This is a genomic window from Collinsella sp. AM34-10 (assembly GCF_003469185.1).
Taxonomy (GTDB): Bacteria; Actinomycetota; Coriobacteriia; order Coriobacteriales; family Coriobacteriaceae; genus Collinsella.
Window position 1 is genome coordinate 76,893 of record NZ_QSIL01000003.1, and the last position, 18,539, is coordinate 95,431.

At 63.5% G+C, this 18,539-nt stretch carries 11 protein-coding genes and 2 tRNA genes; all 13 read left to right on the top strand.

Annotated features, from left to right (window positions below):
* The first annotated feature begins 1 nt into the window (after position 1).
* The 13 genes from DW823_RS03725 (at position 2) to DW823_RS03780 (ending at position 18,489) form a co-directional block, all read left to right on the top strand.
* Positions 2–838, top strand: a complete 837-nt coding sequence (locus DW823_RS03725) for a formate/nitrite transporter family protein (protein ID WP_118080427.1) — start codon at positions 2–4, stop codon at positions 836–838.
* A gap of 185 nt (positions 839–1,023) precedes the next feature.
* Positions 1,024–2,481, top strand: a complete 1,458-nt coding sequence (gene selA, locus DW823_RS03730; protein ID WP_158567257.1) for an L-seryl-tRNA(Sec) selenium transferase — start codon at positions 1,024–1,026, stop codon at positions 2,479–2,481.
* On the top strand, positions 2,478–4,448 hold the full coding sequence (gene selB, locus DW823_RS03735) for a selenocysteine-specific translation elongation factor (RefSeq protein ID WP_118080431.1): 1,971 nt from the start codon (positions 2,478–2,480) through the stop codon (positions 4,446–4,448). The genes selA and selB overlap by 4 nt, the downstream gene beginning before the upstream one ends.
* A 41-nt stretch (positions 4,449–4,489) precedes the next feature.
* Positions 4,490–4,586 (top strand) — tRNA-Sec (locus tag DW823_RS09775).
* 263 nt (positions 4,587–4,849) lie between these two features.
* A complete protein-coding gene (gdhA, locus tag DW823_RS03740; RefSeq protein WP_118080434.1) occupies positions 4,850–6,205 on the top strand; it encodes an NADP-specific glutamate dehydrogenase in 1,356 nt (451 codons plus the stop codon).
* Positions 6,206–6,339: 134 nt separating this feature from the next.
* Positions 6,340–7,242 carry a xanthine dehydrogenase family protein subunit M gene (locus tag DW823_RS03745; RefSeq protein WP_199574337.1) on the top strand — a complete coding sequence of 301 codons (903 nt, stop codon included), beginning with the start codon at positions 6,340–6,342 and terminating at the stop codon, positions 7,240–7,242.
* The gene (locus DW823_RS03750; RefSeq protein WP_118080436.1) at positions 7,242–10,073 is read left to right on the top strand and encodes a molybdopterin cofactor-binding domain-containing protein; all 2,832 of its coding nucleotides are present in this window, start codon (positions 7,242–7,244) and stop codon (positions 10,071–10,073) included. Before DW823_RS03745 ends, DW823_RS03750 begins: the two co-directional genes overlap by 1 nt.
* Before the next feature lie 140 nt (positions 10,074–10,213).
* A tRNA-Leu gene (locus DW823_RS03755) sits at positions 10,214–10,297 on the top strand.
* A gap of 87 nt (positions 10,298–10,384) precedes the next feature.
* Positions 10,385–11,686 carry a trigger factor gene (gene tig, locus DW823_RS03760; protein WP_158567258.1) on the top strand — a complete coding sequence of 434 codons (1,302 nt, stop codon included), beginning with the start codon at positions 10,385–10,387 and terminating at the stop codon, positions 11,684–11,686.
* 163 nt (positions 11,687–11,849) lie between these two features.
* Positions 11,850–12,470 (top strand): ATP-dependent Clp protease proteolytic subunit, encoded by a 621-nt coding sequence (locus DW823_RS03765; protein WP_022095182.1) that lies wholly within the window; start codon positions 11,850–11,852, stop codon positions 12,468–12,470.
* 1 nt (position 12,471) lies between these two features.
* Positions 12,472–13,881: an ATP-dependent Clp protease ATP-binding subunit ClpX gene (gene clpX, locus DW823_RS03770; protein ID WP_118080440.1), complete on the top strand. Its 1,410-nt coding sequence runs from the start codon at positions 12,472–12,474 to the stop codon at positions 13,879–13,881.
* A gap of 287 nt (positions 13,882–14,168) precedes the next feature.
* Complete coding sequence (locus DW823_RS03775) at positions 14,169–16,865, top strand: valine--tRNA ligase (RefSeq protein ID WP_118080442.1); 2,697 nt, start codon at positions 14,169–14,171, stop codon at positions 16,863–16,865.
* A gap of 280 nt (positions 16,866–17,145) precedes the next feature.
* Positions 17,146–18,489, top strand: coding sequence for a folylpolyglutamate synthase/dihydrofolate synthase family protein (locus DW823_RS03780; protein ID WP_118080444.1), 1,344 nt, complete (start codon positions 17,146–17,148; stop codon positions 18,487–18,489).
* Positions 18,490–18,539: the final 50 nt, after the last annotated feature.

An 18,539-nucleotide genomic window follows, 5' to 3' on the forward strand; every position in this document is an offset into this window, starting at 1 on the left:
TATGGCACAGAGCAAGGCAGACTATCCCACCTCCGATTGCCTGGCGCCCGCCGCAATCGAGGCCAAGACCGAGGCCGCCGGCGTTACCAAGGCCAACCTGCCGGTCTCGAAGGCCTTTTTGCTCGCCATGTTCGCCGGCGCGTTCATCGCCTTCGGAGGCCTGTTCTTCACGGTCTTTCTGAGCGATGCGACCCTCGGCTGGGGCGCTCAGCGCTTTGTGGGCGGCCTTGCTTTTTGCCTGGGGCTGGTGCTCGTGCTCATTTGCGGCGCGGAGCTGTTTACCGGTAACTCGCTGATGGTGTGCGCGCTTAAGAGCAAAAAGATCACGCTCATCCAGATACTCAAGGCCTGGGCCGTTGTGTGGGTCGGCAACTTTGTCGGCGCCCTGTTCGTTGTCTTTTTGATTTACATGGCGGCTATTTACAAGCTCAACGGCGAGGCCGTCGCCAACACCATGGTGAGTGTCGCCGCCGGTAAGGTTACGATCGATGCCGTCACCATCTTCTTCCGCGGCATCCTGTGCAACATCTTTGTGTGCCTGGCCGTATGGATCGGTACCGCCGGCAAGTCCGTGGTCGACAAGGTCGTGGGCATTCTGCTGCCTATTGCCGCCTTTGTGGTCTGCGGTTTTGAGCACTGCGTCGCTAACATGTACTTTTTGCCCATGGGCATTTTGATGCACTCCTGCGGCTATGGAGCCGATGTTGCCGGCGCCGCCGCTCTTAACGCGGCGGGTCTGGCGCTCAACCTTTCGGTCTCCACGCTGGGCAATATCGTGGGCGGCGCCCTGATCGTGGCGCTGGGTTACTGGTTTATCTACGCCAACAAGGAGGCCTAAAGGCCCCAGGCCATAACCGACCAAAGAGGGACAGGTTTATTTTGGCAGGTTTTGAACGAGGCGCTGCGCCGTCTTGCCACGAGCTGCCATAATGGACCTGTCCCTTTTGCGTACGCGTCGCCATTGTTTGGCAAATGACGACCATGGGGGACCTGCTTTTTATTGAATATGTCGAAAGGCTTTCCATGAGCGACTGCGAATCCATGCCCGCCGAGGTGCGCGACCGCCTGCGCTCCATTCCCGCTGTCCACGAGCTGCTGTCCGAGTGGCCGGTCATGAAGGCTGCCGGCGATGCGGGCGACACGATCGTGCGCGAGGCGATCGATACCGAGCTCGATGCCGAGCGCGCGGCGATTCGCTCCGGCTCCCCCGCAAGGAACAAACGTGAGCTTGCCTTAGCTATCGAGCGGCGGTGCCACCGCCTGTCGCTACCGACCCTGCGCCCCGCCGTCAACGCGACGGGCGTTGTGATTCACACCAATCTGGGCCGTGCTCCGCTCGCCCCCGCAGCGGTGCAGGCGGTGACCGACGTCGCCCGCAGCTACAGCACGCTCGAGTATGACGTCGCGACCTGTGCTCGCGGGGGCCGCAAGGAACATGCCGCGCGCCTGCTGCGCATGCTCACGGGGGCGCAGGACGCTTTGGTTGTCAACAATAACGCCGCGGCGGTGCTGCTGGTGCTTACCGCGCACGCGGCTGGCAAAGAGGTCATCGTGAGCCGCGGCGAGCTTGTCGAGGTGGGCGGAAGCTTCCGCATCCCCGACATCATGGCAGCCTCGGGTGCCAAGCTCGTCGAGGTGGGCTCTACCAACCGCACGCATCTGGATGATTACCGAAGCGCCATTACGCCCAACACGGCGATGATCCTGAAAGTTCATCCTTCAAACTACCGTATCGAGGGCTTTCACGAGGAGGTTTCGGCGGCGGAGCTTTCTGCGCTGGCGCATGAACACGGCCTTTTGCTTTACGAGGACCAAGGCTCGGGCGCTTTGCTTGCAGACGGGGTGCTCGCCGATGCGGGGGAGAGGCCCACGTCCGTGTCTCTTGGCGCCGGCGTTGACGTCGTCTCGTGCTCGGGCGACAAACTGCTCGGTGCTTCGCAGGCGGGCATCATCCTCGGTAGCGCCCAGGCAATCGCCGCCTGCGCCTCTCATCCGCTTATGCGCGCGCTTCGCCCCGGCAAGCTCACGCTCGCGGCGCTCGAGGCCACCCTGCGCCTGTATGTGGCCGGCTCCGATACGGCGCATCGGGAGATCCCGGTGCTCAACATGCTTTCCGGTGCGCCGGCTCCGCTCGAGCGTCAGGCAAAGCGCCTGCATGACCGCATGCTGCGCAAGCTTCGCGAGGCCCAGTGCGAGGACGCGGTGGAGCTGCAGGTTGTCGAGGGAGCCTCTGCCCCGGGCGGCGGGTCGCTGCCGACCGTCGAGCTTCCGACGTTTTGCGTTGCCGTTTGCCCCGTCGATGGGCGCCTATCTGCCGATGGCCTGAAGCGCGCCATGGTTCAGGAACCCGACACGCCGGTCGTCACGCGCGTGCGGCACGAACAGGTGCTGTTTGACGTCCGCACGCTTTTGCACGATACCGATCTTGATCTGTGCGCGTCTGCGTTGGCCGATGCCGTGCGGGCGGGTTTGCATCGATGAGTGCGTGCGAGCTTGTCGAATGTCCCGTTGTCGTTGGAACGGCGGGCCATGTCGATCACGGCAAGTCGGCGCTCATCGAAGTGCTGACCGGCAAAAACCCCGACCGTCTGGAGGTCGAACGGCGCCGCGGCATGACCACGGAGCTCGGCTTTGGCGAGCTGGCGCTGCCGAGCGGCAAGCTTGTCGGCTTGGTCGACGTGCCCGGGCATGCGCACTATCTGCGCGCGATGGTGCAGGGCGCCACGGGCATCGACGTGGCCGTGCTGGTGGTTTCGGCCGTGGAGGGTGTGATGCCGCAGACCCGCGAGCACGTGCGCGTGCTGGAGCTGTTGGGTGTGACGCATATGGTGGTGGCGCTGACTATGTGCGACCTGGCCGACGACGAGACGGCGGAGCTCGCCGAGCTCGACGTCGAGGCATTTCTTCAGGGGACCGTGTTTGCGGGGGTATCGGTCGTGCCGGTGTCCTCCAAGACGGGTGAGGGCCTGGGCGAGCTGCTCGCGGTGCTCGATGACGCGGTTTGCTCGTGCCTGTCGGAGCGCCTAGAGGCGACCGCGGGCTCGGGCGATACGCCCCGTCTCCCTATCGACCGCTGCTTTAGTATCCGCGGCACCGGAACCGTCGTGACGGGCACGCTGCACGACGGGCCTGTATCGGTTGGCGACGAGCTTGTCGCACTGCCGTCGCGAACGCACTGTCGCGTGCGTGGCATGCAAGTTCACGGGGATACCCAGCGCGCGGTTCCGGGTCAGCGTGTCGCCCTGAACCTGGTGGGTGATGGCGTGGCGCACCTCAAGCGCGGCGAGATGCTCGGCGTCGAGGGTTGCGTGGGGCAGACGCTGCGCTTTTTGATGCGGCTGACATATGTGGGGCACGACGGCGCGCGATCCGGCGTTCTTGCCTCGGGCACGCGCGTGCACGTGATGGCGGGCACGGCCGAGGTGCTCGGTCGCATTATGCTTTTGGACGACGAGCCGCCCCTCGCGGTCGGCGAGACGCGTGTGGTGCAGGTGCGCTTGGAGCGGCCGTTGCCGTTGCGCGCCGGCGATCATTCCGTCATCCTGTCGCACTCTCCGATTTCGCTACTTGGCGGCGGTCGCGTTCTTCTTTCGCGGTGCCGCCGCTCGCGTGACCTCTCCGCGGGCGAGCGCGCGCTGCTCGGGGCCCTGGATGCCGGCGACCGCGCCGCTGCCGTTGCCGCATGGTTGGGGCTGCAGCGCCTGCCCGTGCCCGCCGCGGCTGCAGCCCGTGCTCTCGATCTTTCGGGCGCCGAGGCGGCCGCGCTCCTGCACGGGGCGGTTTCCTTGGGCGACGCCGTGGCGCTTCATGTCGAGCGCTCGACCGAGGAGCTTTATGCCGTCCCCGCTGTGCTCGATGCCGCCCTCGCCGCGCTCTCCGACGCGCTGGCCGCTATGCACGGGGCCGCGCCCAAGCAGACGGGTTTCACACCGGGCGAGGTCGCGCATGCCGCCTGGCCGACAGCGGGCGAAGACGTAGCGTCCGCGCTCGTCCTCGAGGGCTGCGCGCGCGGCATCTGCGCCCAGGAGGCGTCCGAGGTGTTCGACCCGCACTCTGCTGTTGCGGCGATGCGCGTGGTGCGTGAGGCGAGCCGGCGCATCATGACCCTGTTGGACGAGGCGGGTCTCGATGCGCCGACGCTTTCCGAGGTGGGCGAGCGGCTGCAACTTGATCGCGACACCATGACGCGTGCCCTGCGCGAGCTTTCGCTCAATCGCTCAATCGTTAAGATCGAACGTGACGTTGCCTTGTCTGCTGCCGCCGAGGTCCATGCGCGTGAGGTCGTCGCAGTGGCCATCGAGGCTGCGGGCGGCGCTGCCACCACGAGTGTGTTGCGCGAGGCCCTGGGCGTGTCGCGCAAACGAGCCATTAGCATCTTGGAGCACCTGGATGCGGTGCGCTTTACGACGCTCGACAAGGATGCTGGCGGCCTAAGATCGCTGCGCTAGGGGTCGTCGTATTGCTAGTTTGGTAAAATACCGCCACGTTTGGGAGCGGATGGGCTCCGGTGGGCCCCGCGGTCCTCAAAACCGTTGCGAGGCGTGCAAAACGTCTTGGATGTGTTCGATTCACATACGTTCCCGCCAACGCATTTCGTCAAAACCACCACAAAGGTGCCTGTCCCCTTTGTGGTGGTTTCGAAACGTGCGAGAAACAGCTTCGAAACACGCAACTTGCACGTCAGGCGCTCAAAAACGCATCTACCTGCATCGTAATCAAAATGAAACATCCGCCCGCGATCTTATGCGAAACTTTCCCGCAACAGTGCGATATTATCCATACTCGATAAAGTTCGCGGCGCATAGGGTGCCGCGACCGACATTTTTCGTTTCCCATCATTGGAGGAAGCATGAGCTACACGCAGAAAGTTCTCGAAGAGCTCAAGGCCCGCTATCCCGAGCAGCCTGAGTTCATCCAGGCCGCGACCGAGATCCTCGGCACCATCCAGCCGGCGCTCGACGCCCATCCCGAGTACGAGGAGGCCGCCCTGCTTGAGCGCCTCGTCGAGCCCGAGCGCATCGTCATGTTCCGTGTCCCCTGGGTTGACGACCAGGGCAAGGTCCAGGTCAACCGCGGCTATCGCGTCGAGTTCAACTCTGCCATTGGACCCTACAAGGGCGGCCTGCGCTTTAACCCGACGGTCACCCTGGGTATGCTCAAGTTCCTGGGCCTGGAGCAGATCCTCAAGAACAGCCTGACCACCCTTCCCATGGGCGGCGGCAAGGGCGGCTCTGACTTTGACCCCAAGGGCAAGTCCAACAACGAGATCATGCACTTCTGCCAGTCCTTCATGACCGAGCTCTATCGCCACATCGGCCCCAACACCGACGTTCCCGCCGGCGACCTGGGCGTTGGCGGCCGCGAGGTTGCCTACATGTTCGGTCAGTACAAGCGCCTGACCAACGAGTGGACCGGCGTCCTTACCGGCAAGGGCCTCTCCTTTGGCGGCTCGCTCGCCCGTACCGAGGCCACCGGCTACGGCTTGGTCTACTTTGTGGACGAGTACCTCAAGAGCCGCGGCGACTCCTTCGAGGGCAAGAACGTCGTCGTTCACGGCTCCGGTAACGTCGCTATCTATGCGGTCCAGAAGGTCTCCCAGCTCGGCGGCAAGGTGCTGGCCTGCTCCGACACCCACGGCTGGGTCGAGGACCCCGACGGCATCGACTACACCGTGCTCGAGCATGTCTACAACAAGAAGCGCTCCGGGCACGACAAGGGCGTCACGCTCGCCATGTACGTTGACGAGAAGCCCAAGGCTGTGTGGCACGAGGGCGACGGCCGCGGCGTGTGGCAGCTGCCCTGCGACATCGCGCTGCCCTGCGCTCGCGAGAACACGCTGCTGCTCGAGGACGCCCAGGCGCTCGTCGCCAACGGCTGCAAGGTGGTCGGCGAGGGCGCGAACATGCCCACGACCATCGAGGCCACGACCTACTTCCAGGAGAACGGCGTCGCCTTTATGCCCGGTAAGGCTGCCAACGCCGGCGGCGTGCTCGTGTCCGGCCTGGAGATGAGCCAGAACGCCGAGCACCTGTCCTGGACCTTCGAGGAGGTCGACGGCAAGCTCGAGCAGCTCATGCGCGGTATGTTCCACAACGTGGACGACACCGCCAAGGAGTACGGCCAGGAGGGCAACTTCGTCATGGGCGCCAACATCGCCGGCTTCCTGAAGGTCGCCGACGCCATGCTCGCCCAGGGCGTCTGCTAAATCTTCGCTCGACATAGCATGTGATGAGGCTCCCAGCCATTCCGGTTGGGAGCCTTTTTCTATGGTGGCGAGGGTCGTGCGCCCTCGTTTGGTACACTTAGGGGTACTGGACAAGTAAAGAGATGGGGGAGAACGTGCTCAAGTTCGGTACCTACGTCCGTGTTGGAAACGCGGCCGAAGCCTATGAGCTCTTGCAGAAGAACCGCAACAACAAGATTGTGGGCGGCGGTATCTGGATGCGCCTGGGTTCGCGTCGTGTGGCGACGGCGATTGACCTTTCGGCCTGCGGACTCGATCAGATCGAGGAGACCGAGACCGAGTTTCGCATCGGTGCCATGTGCACCCTGCGCCAGCTCGAGCGCCATGCCGAGCTCAACGCGCTCGTCAACAATGTCTTTGAGTTTGCCGTCCACGACATCGTGGGTGTGCAGCTGCGCAATACCGCCACGGTGGGCGGCAGCATCTACGGCCGCTTTGGTTTCTCGGACGTGCTCTCGGCCTTTTTGGCGCTCGATTCGTACGTTGAGCTGACGGGTGCCGGACGTGTGCCGCTCGCCGAGTTTGTGAACATGGGCTACGTGCGCGACGTGATCGAGCATGTTGTGGTCGTTAAGCATGATTACCGTGCAAGTTACGAGGCCGTGCGCAAGGCCGCGACCGACTTTCCCTCGCTCAATGTCACCGCCGCCTGGTGGGATAACAGTTGGCATGTCACCGTGGGCGCCCGCCCGCTGCGCGCGACCCTGCTGCAGGGCGAGGCATGCGGCCTGGTGAACGAGCAGCCTTCCGAGGACGAGCTGCGCGCCCTGGCCGCGTCCGTACGCGCGCTGAGCTACGGCACCAACCTGTGGGGCTCGGCCGACTACCGCCGCCGCATCTCGGCGCCGCTGGCGATCCAGGCCGTGTGCCGCGCCGCCGGCATCGAGCTTTCGGCTGCGCTTGCCCGCGAGCTCGAGGGCGTGCAGATTCCTAAGTTTGCCACGGACGAGTATTCCTGCCGCCGCGTGCCCGGCGTCGATTCTAGCGAGGTGCGCTAATGGCTGCCAAACTCATCGATCTTTCCTTTACGCTCAACGGCCGCAAGGTCAAGGTTCAGATTGCCCCCGATACCATGCTCTTTTCGCTGCTGCGTGAGCAGGGCTGCGCGTCGGTGCGCTGCGCCTGCGAGACCACCAACTGCGGTCTGTGCACGGTGTGGCTCGACGGCGACCCGGTGCTGAGCTGCTCGGTTCCCGCCGCGCGCGTTGAGGGCCGCTCCATCACCACGCTCGAGGGTCTCAAGGCCGAGTCCGAGGCGCTTGCCCGCGCCATGGCCGCCGAAGGCGCTGAGCAGTGCGGTTTTTGCGCCCCCGGCCTCATCATGAACGTGCTGTCGCTTGCCCGCGCCGCCAAGGAGGACCCGAGCCTCGTTGCCACGCGCGAGGAGCTCTCGCGCCAGCTTGCCGGCAATCTCTGCCGTTGCAGCGGCTACGAGAGCCAGCTGCGCGCCATCGTGCGCTTCCTTAACGAGTCTGGCGTACAGGTGGGCTTTGAGATGCCCGAGCTGCCGGTCAACGACACCAGCTGCGACGGCGTCACCTACAAGCAGATCACCCACAAGCAGCCCAAGAAGGACTCTAAGGCCCTGCTCGAGGGCCGTCCCGTCTACACGGGCGATATGGTGCCCGCCGGCGCGCTCATCGTTAAGCTCAAGCGCAGCCCGTATGCCCGCGCCAAGATCCGCTCCATCGACACGTCGCGTGCCCTGAAGGTGCCCGGCGTGGTGGGCGTCTACACCTACGAGGACGTGCCCAAGCGCCGCTTTACCATTGCCGGTCAGAGCTATCCGCAGCCGAGTCCCTACGACCGCCTGATCCTCGAGAACCTCGTCCGTTACCAAAACGAGGAGGTGGCGATTGTCGCCGCCGAGACCGAGGAGGCCGCCGACAAGGCGCTCAAGCTCATCAAGGTCGACTACGAGGTGCTCGAGCCCCTACTCGACTTTACCCAGGCGCTCGATAACGACATCGTGGTTCACCCCGAGGGCGACGTGACCTTTATGTTCCCGCAGGGCGGCGATGTGCCCCGCAACCTGGTGTGCAGCGGTACCAGCGACTTTGGCGACCTGGACGAGGCATTCGCCCAGAGCGACATCGTCTTTGAGCGCACTTACACCAGCCAGGCCACGCAGACCGCGCCCATGGAGACCTTCCGCGCCTTTGCGACGACCGACGCGTTCGGGCGCATCTCGGTGACCACCTCTACGCAGGTGCCCTTCCACGTGCGCCGCATGGTCGCGCAGTCGCTCGACATTCCGCAGTCGCAGGTGCAAGTTATTAAACCGCGCATCGGCGGCGGCTTTGGCTCCAAGCAGACGGGCTGCTGCGAGATCTTCGTGGCGTTTGTGACGCAGCAGACCGGCCGTCCGAGCTACTGCTGCTACACCCGCGAGGAGACCATCACCGCGGGCAACTCGCGTCACCAGATGCAGATGACCGTTAAGCTGGGCGCCATGAACGACGGCACCATCACGGCCATCGATCTGCACACGCTTTCCAACGCCGGCGCGTACGGCGAGCACGCCACCACGACGATCGGGCTTTCGGGCCACAAGAGCCTGCCGATTTACAACCATGTGAAGGCGAGCCGCTTTAGCTGGGACGCCGTCTACACCAATACCAACCGCGGCGGCGCGTATCGTGGCTACGGTGCCACCCAGGGCCAGTTTGCCGTGGAGAGCGCCGTCAACGAGCTCGCCGACATGCTGCACATGGACCCCGCCGACCTGCGCCTTAAGAACATTGTGCGCGAGGGCGAGGTCATGCCGCAGTACTACAACGAGAAGCTCAACGCCTGCGCGCTCGACCGCTGCCTGCTGCGCGCGATGGACATGATCGGCTGGCGCGACAAGCCGCTGGCCGTGGACCTGGGCGATCGCGTGCGCGCCCTGGGCTGCGCGCTCACCATGCAGGGCTCGGGCATCTCCAACGTGGATATCGCCGGCATCGACATGCGCCTGGAAGAGGATGGTTTCATTACCATCGGCACCGGCGCCACCGATAACGGCATGGGCGTCGACACGATTCTGGCGCAGATTGCCGCCGAGGAGCTGGGCGTGGAGAGCTCGCTCATTGTGGTGCGCGGCGTGGACACCGATGTGTCGCCGTTCGACGCCGGCTCGTACGCGAGCTCGGGTACGTACGTGACGGGCCTGGCCGCCAAGAACGCCGCGACCGAGCTGCGCGAGAAGATTTGCGCCAAGGCAGCCCAGATGTGGGATGTGGACGCCGCCGACGTGGTTTTTGATGGCCAGTACGTGCGACTGTCCGACGAGCGCGCCGCGCGCGAGCAGAACCGCTACCTCACGCTGCGCGACTTTGCCAACCTGTGCGTCAAGAACATCGCGGGCGGCGACGCGCTCACCTCGCATGCCTCTGCCTGCCTGCCCGTTTCGCCTCCGCCGTTTATGGCCGGCATTGCCGAGGTCGAGGTCGACAAGGCCACCGGTAAGGTGACTGTTGTGGACTACGTGGCGGCTGTGGACTGCGGCACCGTGATCAACGAGGCGCTCGCACGCGTCCAGGCCGAGGGCGGCATTGCCCAGGGTATCGGCCACGCGCTCTACGAGATTGTCGAGCATGATGATCGCGGCCGCCTGCGCACCGGCAACTTTATGAGCTACAAGCTGCCCACGCGCCTGGATATCGGCAGCATTCGCGTGGCCTTTGAGCCGAGCTACGAGCCGACGGGCCCGTTTGGCGCCAAGTCGATCGGCGAGGTCGTCATCAACACGCCGCTCGCCGCCGTTGCCTCGGCCGTGGCGCACGCCACCGGTCACCAGGTTCGCTCGCTGCCCATCACGCCGGAGAAAGCGCTGCTGGGGGAGTAGCGGGTCAGCGAACAAGTCGTAATGGGCGGGGCGGGGCAACTCGCCCCGCCTTTTGCACTCGTGGTGAGGTCGTGAGCCTGTAAAACGTGTGCGTGCGCTTGCCGCTCGTATCTGCTATCATTCCTAATCTGTGCGCTCATGCGGGCGTGGCGGAATTGGTAGACGCGCCAGATTTAGGTTCTGGTGGGATTCCCGTGAAGGTTCGAGTCCTTTCGCCCGCACCAACGCACCCGCGTCGGCTTATGCCCTCGCGACGCTTGTTGCATAAAGGTACCAGCACCTCAGATAAGCTGGGCAGTATGAGGAGGAACGTGTTGAACATCACCGCTTCTGACGTCAAGGACGCCAAGCTCACCGCTACGGTCACCATCCCGGCCGCCGACGTCGACGCCGCGATCAAGAAGGCCTACAAGGACACCGCCAAGAAGTACCGCTTCCCGGGCTTCCGCGCCGGTAAGGCTCCCCGTCCGGTCATCGACTCTGCTCTTGGCGCCGAGGCTACCCTCGCTCAGGCCACCAACGACCTGATCGCCGCCAACGAGCCCGCCGTCCTCAACGAGCTGGACATCGTCCCCACCAAGAGCGGTGACTACAAGGAGCTCGACCTCGCCAAGGATCACGAGGACTACACCTACACCGTCGAGTTCTCCCTGCGTCCTGCCGCCGAGCTCTCCTCCTTCGACGCCGTCGAGATCGAGATGCCTCCCGCAGAGGTCACCGAGTCTGAGATCAACAACCAGGTCGAGATGCTCCTCAACTACCGTGCCACCTTCGAGGACGTCGAGGGTCGCGCCGTCGAGGCCGAGGACTACGTCACCGTCGACCTCAAGGCCGTCGAGAACGCCGACAACTTTGCCGCCGAGGGCCGCATGCTCATCGCCGGTAGCGACAGCAACCCCAAGGAGTTCAACGAGGCCCTGATCGGCGCTAACGTTGACGACGTCAAGACCGTTACCTGGACCGACGAGGTCGAGGAGGGCGAGGAGGCCGAGGCCCATACCGTCGAGGTCGCCGTCAAGGGCATCAAGGTCCGCAACACCCCCGAGCTCACCGACGAGCTCGTCAAGTCCGATTTTGGTTTCGATAGCATCGACGCCATGCGCGACGCCATCAAGATCGAGATCGAGCAGGACAAGGCTTCCCGCCTCCCGGCCGAGAAGGAGAACCGTTGCGTCTCCGCTCTCGCCGAGCGCCTGCAGCTCGACGAGATGGACGCCGACTACGAGCAGTCCGTCTTTGAGGAGCTTGGCCAGAACTTCCTGTCCAACCTCGCTGCCCGTGGCATGACGCTGGACACCTGGCTGCCCGCTTCCGGCCTGACCATGGAGCAGTTCATCGGCGACCTGCACAAGCAGGCCAACGACGTCGCCCGCGAGTCCCTGGCTCTCGACGCCCTCGCCCGCGAGCTCAAGATCGAGGTCACCGAGGACGACATCAACGCCGAGTTCGAGAAGGCCGGCGTCAAGGACGTCGAGGCTTCCAAGGCCGAGTTCATCGCCGATGGCCGCATGCCTGCCGTCCGCGAGTCCATCCGTCGCTCCAAGGCCGTCGACCACCTGGTCGAGAACGCCAAGGTGACCGAGGTCGACGAGACCGCCAAGGACGCCGAGTAATTCTCGCCACATTGCCCACGAGCGCATGCGTGTGCCCGTGATGGGGTAAAGTTATACACCGGTTATCCGGTTGCTTCGTACGGTGCCAGCCAATGCATAGCATGCGGGCACCGTACGTTTATCTAGAACCAATTTGGTCCGCAAGAGAGAAATGGAGATGCGTATGATCGCTAAGTTCGATTCCGCCCTCGTGCCATACGTTATCGAGCAGACACCGCGCGGCGAGCGCAGCTACGATATCTATTCGCGCCTGCTCAACGACCGCATCATCTTCTTGGGCGAGGAGATCAACTCCGTCAGCGCCAACCTGGTTGTTGCCCAGCTGCTGCATCTTGAGAGCCAGGATGCCGAGAAGGATATCTCGCTCTACATTAATTCGCCCGGTGGCGAGGTCTACTCCGGTCTGGCGATTCTTGACACCATGAACTTTATCAAGCCGCAGGTCTCTACCATCTGCGTCGGTATGGCCGCGTCTATGGCCGCCGTGCTGCTTTCGGCCGGCGCCAAGGGCAAGCGCTTCTGCCTGCCGCACTCCAAGGTCATGATTCACCAGCCCAGCGGCGGTGCTCAGGGTCAGCAGACCGAGATTGAGATCGTGGCCGAGGAGATCAAGAAGACCCGCCGCGAGCTCAACCAGATTCTGTCCGACGCCTCGGGCCAGCCTATCGAGAAGGTCCAGGCCGATACCGAGCGCGACAACTACCTGACCGCTGCCGAGGCCCTCGATTACGGCCTGATCGACCGTATCGTCACCTCGCGCGATCTCGCCGCGAAGGACGCCTAGGATGGCCGGTAACATGCAGGACAACTTTGACGAGAACGGCAACCCCATCCGCTGCTCCTTCTGCGGAAAAGAGCAGGGGCAGGTTCGCCGCCTTGTTAAGGGTCCGACCAACATCTTTATCTGCGATGAGTGCGTCGCCGCCTGCTCCGAGATCCTTGAGGAGTCGCTGGCTTCGGACTTTATGGACGCTGCCCGCAACGGCAAGCTGCCGGGCTTCCTCAACGATCACGGCCAGCCTGCGTCCCAGCCTGCCATGGATCCCGAGGCCGAGGGCTTTGAGCTCGAGGACGACGCCCGCCAGGTCATTACGCACGTGCCGACGCCGCACGAGATCTATGACGAGCTTTCGGCCTATGTCATGGGCCAGGAGGACGCCAAGCGCGCCATGTCGGTTGCCGTGTACAACCATTACCGCCGCGTGATCGAGGGCGGTGCCGCGCTTTCGGCCTTTGACGACGGTTTGGACTCGCAGCTTGACGATGATATGGACGAGGTGGAGCTCGCTAAGTCCAACATTTTGCTGCTCGGTCCCACCGGTACCGGTAAGACCCTGCTCGCCCAGACGCTCGCGCGCATCCTCGAGGTGCCGTTTGCCATCGCCGACGCCACCGCGCTCACCGAGGCCGGTTACGTGGGCGAGGATGTGGAGAACATCCTGCTCAAGCTCATCAACGCCGCCGATGGCGATATTGAGCGCGCACAGGTTGGCATCATCTACGTGGACGAGATTGACAAGATCGCCCGCAAGGCCGAGAACCTCTCCATCACCCGCGACGTTTCGGGCGAGGGCGTTCAGCAAGCGCTGCTTAAGATCCTTGAGGGCACGGTGGCAAGCGTTCCGCCCACCGGCGGCCGCAAGCATCCCCAGCAGGAGCTGCTGCAGATTGACACGACCAACATCCTGTTTATCTGCGGCGGTGCCTTTGTCGGTCTGGACAAGATTATCGCCGATCGCGTGGGCAACAAGGGCGTGGGCTTTAACTCCGAGATCGCCGGTCCCACCTCGGTCGACGAGAACGACCTGCTGCGCCAGGTGCTCCCGCAGGACCTCAACGCCTTTGGTATGATCCCCGAGTTTGTGGGACGTACGCCTGTCGTCACCCAGACGCAGGCGCTCGACGAGGACGACCTGGTGTCGATCCTGACTGAGCCCAAGAACGCCGTGGTGCGTCAGTACCGCAAGATGTTCCAGCTCGAGGACGTTGAGCTTGAGTTTGAGGACGCCGCCCTGCACGAGATCGCCCGCATGGCGCTTGCCCGCAAGACCGGCGCCCGCGGCCTGCGCTCCATCTGCGAGGACGTGCTGCAGCAGACGATGTTCGACCTCCCCAGCGAGGAGGGCGTCGCCAAGGTCATCGTGACCGAAGCCTCCGTAAAGGGCGAAGAGCAGCCCCAGCGTATCTACGGCTAAACCAGCCTAAAACGTGTTTGCAAATAGCCTCTGACCATTCGCGGTCGGAGGCTATTTTATATATGCGCAATAACCCCAACTACCTGTGTTATTCTGTGTGTTTGTTTAAGCCTCAGCGAAGTCATATCAGACTGAAGTAATCGATACCTAAGGGGAGGAATGTAGGCCCGATTTTCGTAGATTCCGCACGAGCCGAAGACCACTTAATGTGGTCTTCGAGCGAGCCCAGGACCTGACCGAGCGAAAATCGGGCCTACATTCCTCCCCGGCGGGACAGGGAGAGATATATGGAAGAGATGCCCAAGAACTACGATCCGTCGACCAACGAGCCGGCGATCCTGCAGAAGTGGCTCGACGGCGGCTACTACAAGCGCCGCGAGGGCGTGGGCGACTGCACCGTCACCATTCCGCCTCCCAACGTGACCGGCAAGCTCCACATGGGTCACGCCACCGACGACTCCATTCAGGATGCCATCATCCGTATGGCCCGCATGCGCGGCAAGTCCACGCGCTGGGTGCTCGGAACCGATCACGCCGGTATCGCCACGCAGACCAAGGTCGACAAGAAGCTTAAAGAGGAGGGCATCAGTCGCCTGGAGATCGGTCGCGACAAGTTTGTCGACGCCTGCTGGGATTGGACCCACGAGTACGGCGGCATCATCGTCGAGCAGATTAAGCGCATGGGCTGCTCCGTCGACTTCGATAACGAGCGCTTTACCATGGACGAGGACTACGCGCAGGCCGTGCGCAAGGTCTTCTGTGACTGGTACCACGATGGTCTGATCTATCGCGGCAAGCGCATCGTCAACTGGTGCCCCAACTGCACCACCGCTATCTCGGACGACGAGGCCGAGTACAAGGACGAGAAGGGCCATCTGTGGCACCTGCGCTACCCGCTGACCGAGCCGGTCAACGGCCAGGACTACATCGTCGTCGCCACCACGCGCCCCGAGACCATGCTCGGCGACACGGGCGTGGCTGTCTCCCCGAAGGACCCCGAGAAGGCCGCCTTTGTGGGTAAGACCGTCAAGCTCCCCATCGTCGACCGCGAGATCCCCATCTTTGAGGATTGGCATGTCGACGCCAACTTTGGCTCCGGCTTTGTCAAGGTCACGCCGGCCCACGACCCTAACGATTACGCCATGGGTCAGGCCCACGACCTGCCGCAGATCAATATCTTCGATGAGCACGCGGTGGTCGTCGAGGGCTACGGCGAGTTTACCGGCATGACCCGCGAGGAGTGCCGCGAGGCCGTCATCAAGTGGTTCGAGGAGCATGACCTGCTCGATCACGTCGAGGACCATGACCACTCCGTCATGCACTGCTACCGTTGCGACGCCGCGCTGGAGCCGTGGCTGTCCGAGCAGTGGTTCGTCGCCGTCGACAAGCTCAAGGGGCCGGCGCTCGACGCCGTCAACTCCGGCAAGGTCACCTTCCACCCCGCGCGCTGGACGCAGACCTACACCACCTGGATGGAGAACCTCAAGGACTGGTGCATCAGCCGCCAGCTGTGGTGGGGTCACCGCATCCCCGTGTTCTACTGCGAGGACTGCGGCTGGGAGGATGCCCTGACCGAGGACACCGACGTGTGCCCCAAGTGTGGCGGCCATCACGTGCATCAGGACGAGAACGTGCTGGACACCTGGTTCAGCTCGCAGCTGTGGACCTTTGCCACGCAGGGCTGGCCGCAAAAGCCGGAGCTGCTCGAAGGCCATCACCCCACGACGGCGCTCGTCACCGCGCGCGACATCATCGCGCTGTGGGTCGCCCGCATGGTCATGAGCTCGCTGTACTTCCTGGACGAGGTGCCGTTTAAGGACGTCGTCATTTACCCGACGATTCTGGCCAAGGACGGCAGCCGCATGTCCAAGTCCAAGGGCAACGGCGTTGACCCCATGGACCTTATTGGCATGTACGGTGCCGACGCCATGCGCTTCAACCTGCTCACGCTGTGCACCAACAACCAGGACGTTAAGTTCGATGCGAACATCGACAAGAAGACCAAGAAGCTCATCGACAGCCCGCGCACCGAGCAGGCTAAGTCGTTTGTGACTAAGATCTGGAACGCCAGCCGCTTCCTGCTTATGAACATGGAGGGTTACACGCCTGGCGAGCCCGTCGTGGAGACACCGGCAGACGCCTGGATGTTCAGCCGCCTGGCCAAGGCCGTCAAAATGGTCACCGAGGGCATCGAGAACTACACCTTTGGCGACATGGCCCGCGGCGTGCAGCAGTTCTTCTGGAACGAGGTCTGCGACTGGTACGTCGAGGTCACCAAGGCCCGCCTGAAGGGCGAGGGCCGTCTGCAGGCGCAGCGCAACCTGATCTTTGTGCTCGATACCTCCATTCGCCTGATGCACCCGCTCATGCCGTTTGTCACCGAGGAGATCTGGGACAACATGCCGGCGAGCGTGCTCGACCTGGACGCCGAGGGCAACGTGGACCGCGCCGAGGCACTCATGATCGCCAAGTGGCCCGAGCCCGCCGACTACGCCAAGTATATTGACGAGGACGCCGAGCGCGCGTTTGAGCTGTGCCGCACCGTCGTTTCCGCCGCCCGCGCCACGCGTTCGCGTTATCGCTTGAGCCCCAAGGCCGAGCTCGACGTGGTCGTGCGTGCCGGTGCCGAGGATATCGAGAAGCTTGAGAGCCTGCGCTCGACCATCGAGCCGCTGGCAAACACTGCCTCGCTGGTCATGGGTACCGATGTCGAGAAGCCGGCTGCGAGCATCGCCGTGGTCGACAGCGGCGTCGAGGTCTTTGTGGTGCTCGAGGGCAAGGTTGACCTTTCGGCCGAGAAGGCGCGCCTGGAGAAGGAGATTGCCGCGGCCCAGAAGGAGCTCGCCGGCTGCGAGAAGACCCTTGCCAACGAGGGCTTTGTGGCTAAGGCCGCGCCTGCCGTGGTCCAGAAGAAGAGGGACCGTGCAGCTGAGCTCAAGGAGATCCTGGCGGCGCTGACTGCTCAGGTTGCTGACTTCTCGTAAGGTTTACTCGGGGGCGCGTCCCGATGCTTTGCTCTCCGCTGCGGACAGTCCTGCGCAAGACGGACAGCACATTAAGTGCTGTCCTTTGCGTGCGGAACTTGCGGCGAGCAAAGCATCGGGCCGCTCCTAGTTCGTTTACGTGGTCGTTTGCATCTGGTTGGTCAGGGCCACTGGGTTGTGGCCTTGATTCCGCTGCAAAGCGGTGTTTGGCTGATATTTTGAATGGGAGGGGCTCGTTGTTTATTACGGGCCTCTTTTTATGTTGAGGGGACTTTGGGTTATGGCTAAGCGTTCGGGGTCGTATTCTGTGCCGTTCTCGTTTGAGTTGCTTTCGTTTGGCGAGGCTGTGGGGCTTGCTGCTGATACGGGGCGGATTTCTGGGGATGCTGGTCCTCTGCTTGAGACGGTTGTCGATATGCTCGATGAGCTGGGACGTCCGGACGAGTATTTCGATTGCATTCAGGTTGCCGGTACCAATGGCAAGACTTCGACCACGCGTTTTTCGGCTGCCATCCTTCGTGGTGAGGGGTTAAAGACCGCGCTGTATACGTCGCCGCAGTTGGTGCGCTATCCCGAGCGCATGGAGGTCGATGGGCGCGTCGTGAGCGATGAGGCGTTTGCCCGTGGCGTTTCTGCCGCTGTCGAGGCGGGGCATCGCGTGAATGCTCGTCGTGTGGCGGCGGGGGAGCGCGCCTATACCATCACGCCGTTTGACCTGCTGACGGCTGCCGCACTGGTGGTGTTTGCCGAGGCTGCGGTGGACGTTGCCGTGCTCGAGGTCGGCATGGGCGGCCGGTGGGACGCCACGAGTGCGACCGATCCCGTCGCCGTTGCCATTACGGGTATCGGCCTCGACCATACACGTATTTTGGGCGACACGCTCGAGGCCATTGCGGGGGAGAAGGCCGCGGTCATCAAGCCCGGGCGCTTGGTTGTGCTGGGCGAGGGCACGCATGAGGCGAGCGTTCAGCGCGTGATGGATGCCCGTTGCCGTGAGTGCGGTGTGGTGCCGCTCGTGGTGAACCATGTCACGACTAAGGTGCCGGCGCATGTGGGCGACACGGTTGAGTTCAGCTGCACCACGCCGCGCGCGATCTATACGTCGAGGATGGTTAAACCGGCGTATCAGCCGCAGAATGCCGCGTGCGCGATTATGCTGTGCGAGGGGTATCTGGGCCGCGAGCTCGACCACGATGCGCTCGACGCTTCGCTTATGGGCTGCCCCACGCCGGGTCGCTTTGATGTGCTGGGAACCGATCCACTCAAGCTGATTGACGCCTGCCATAACCCTCAGAGCTGCGAGAACTTTGTGAGCGCACTGGACGAGATTGATCCGTGCGTAGAGAATCGCCCTACGTTGCTGTGCGCCGCGCTGGCCGATAAGGACGTGGCGGGCATCGTCGACGTGCTTGTTCCGGCGTTCCCCCGTGTGGTCGTGACGCAAACCGATTCCGATCGCGCCCTGCCGGCAGAGGAGCTCGCTGCCCTGGTGGACGCCGATAAGCTCGCGGGCGTGTACCCCAGCGTGTCCGAGGCCCTTGCAGCTTTCGAGGCCGCGGGCGAGCCCTTCGTAGCCGCCGGCACCATCACCCTAGCCGGCGAAGTGGCGGGGCTGCTGCGCTAGCCCGCCCTGCTCCGTTAACCCATCCCCTCATCAGTTGCGGTGAAATAGTT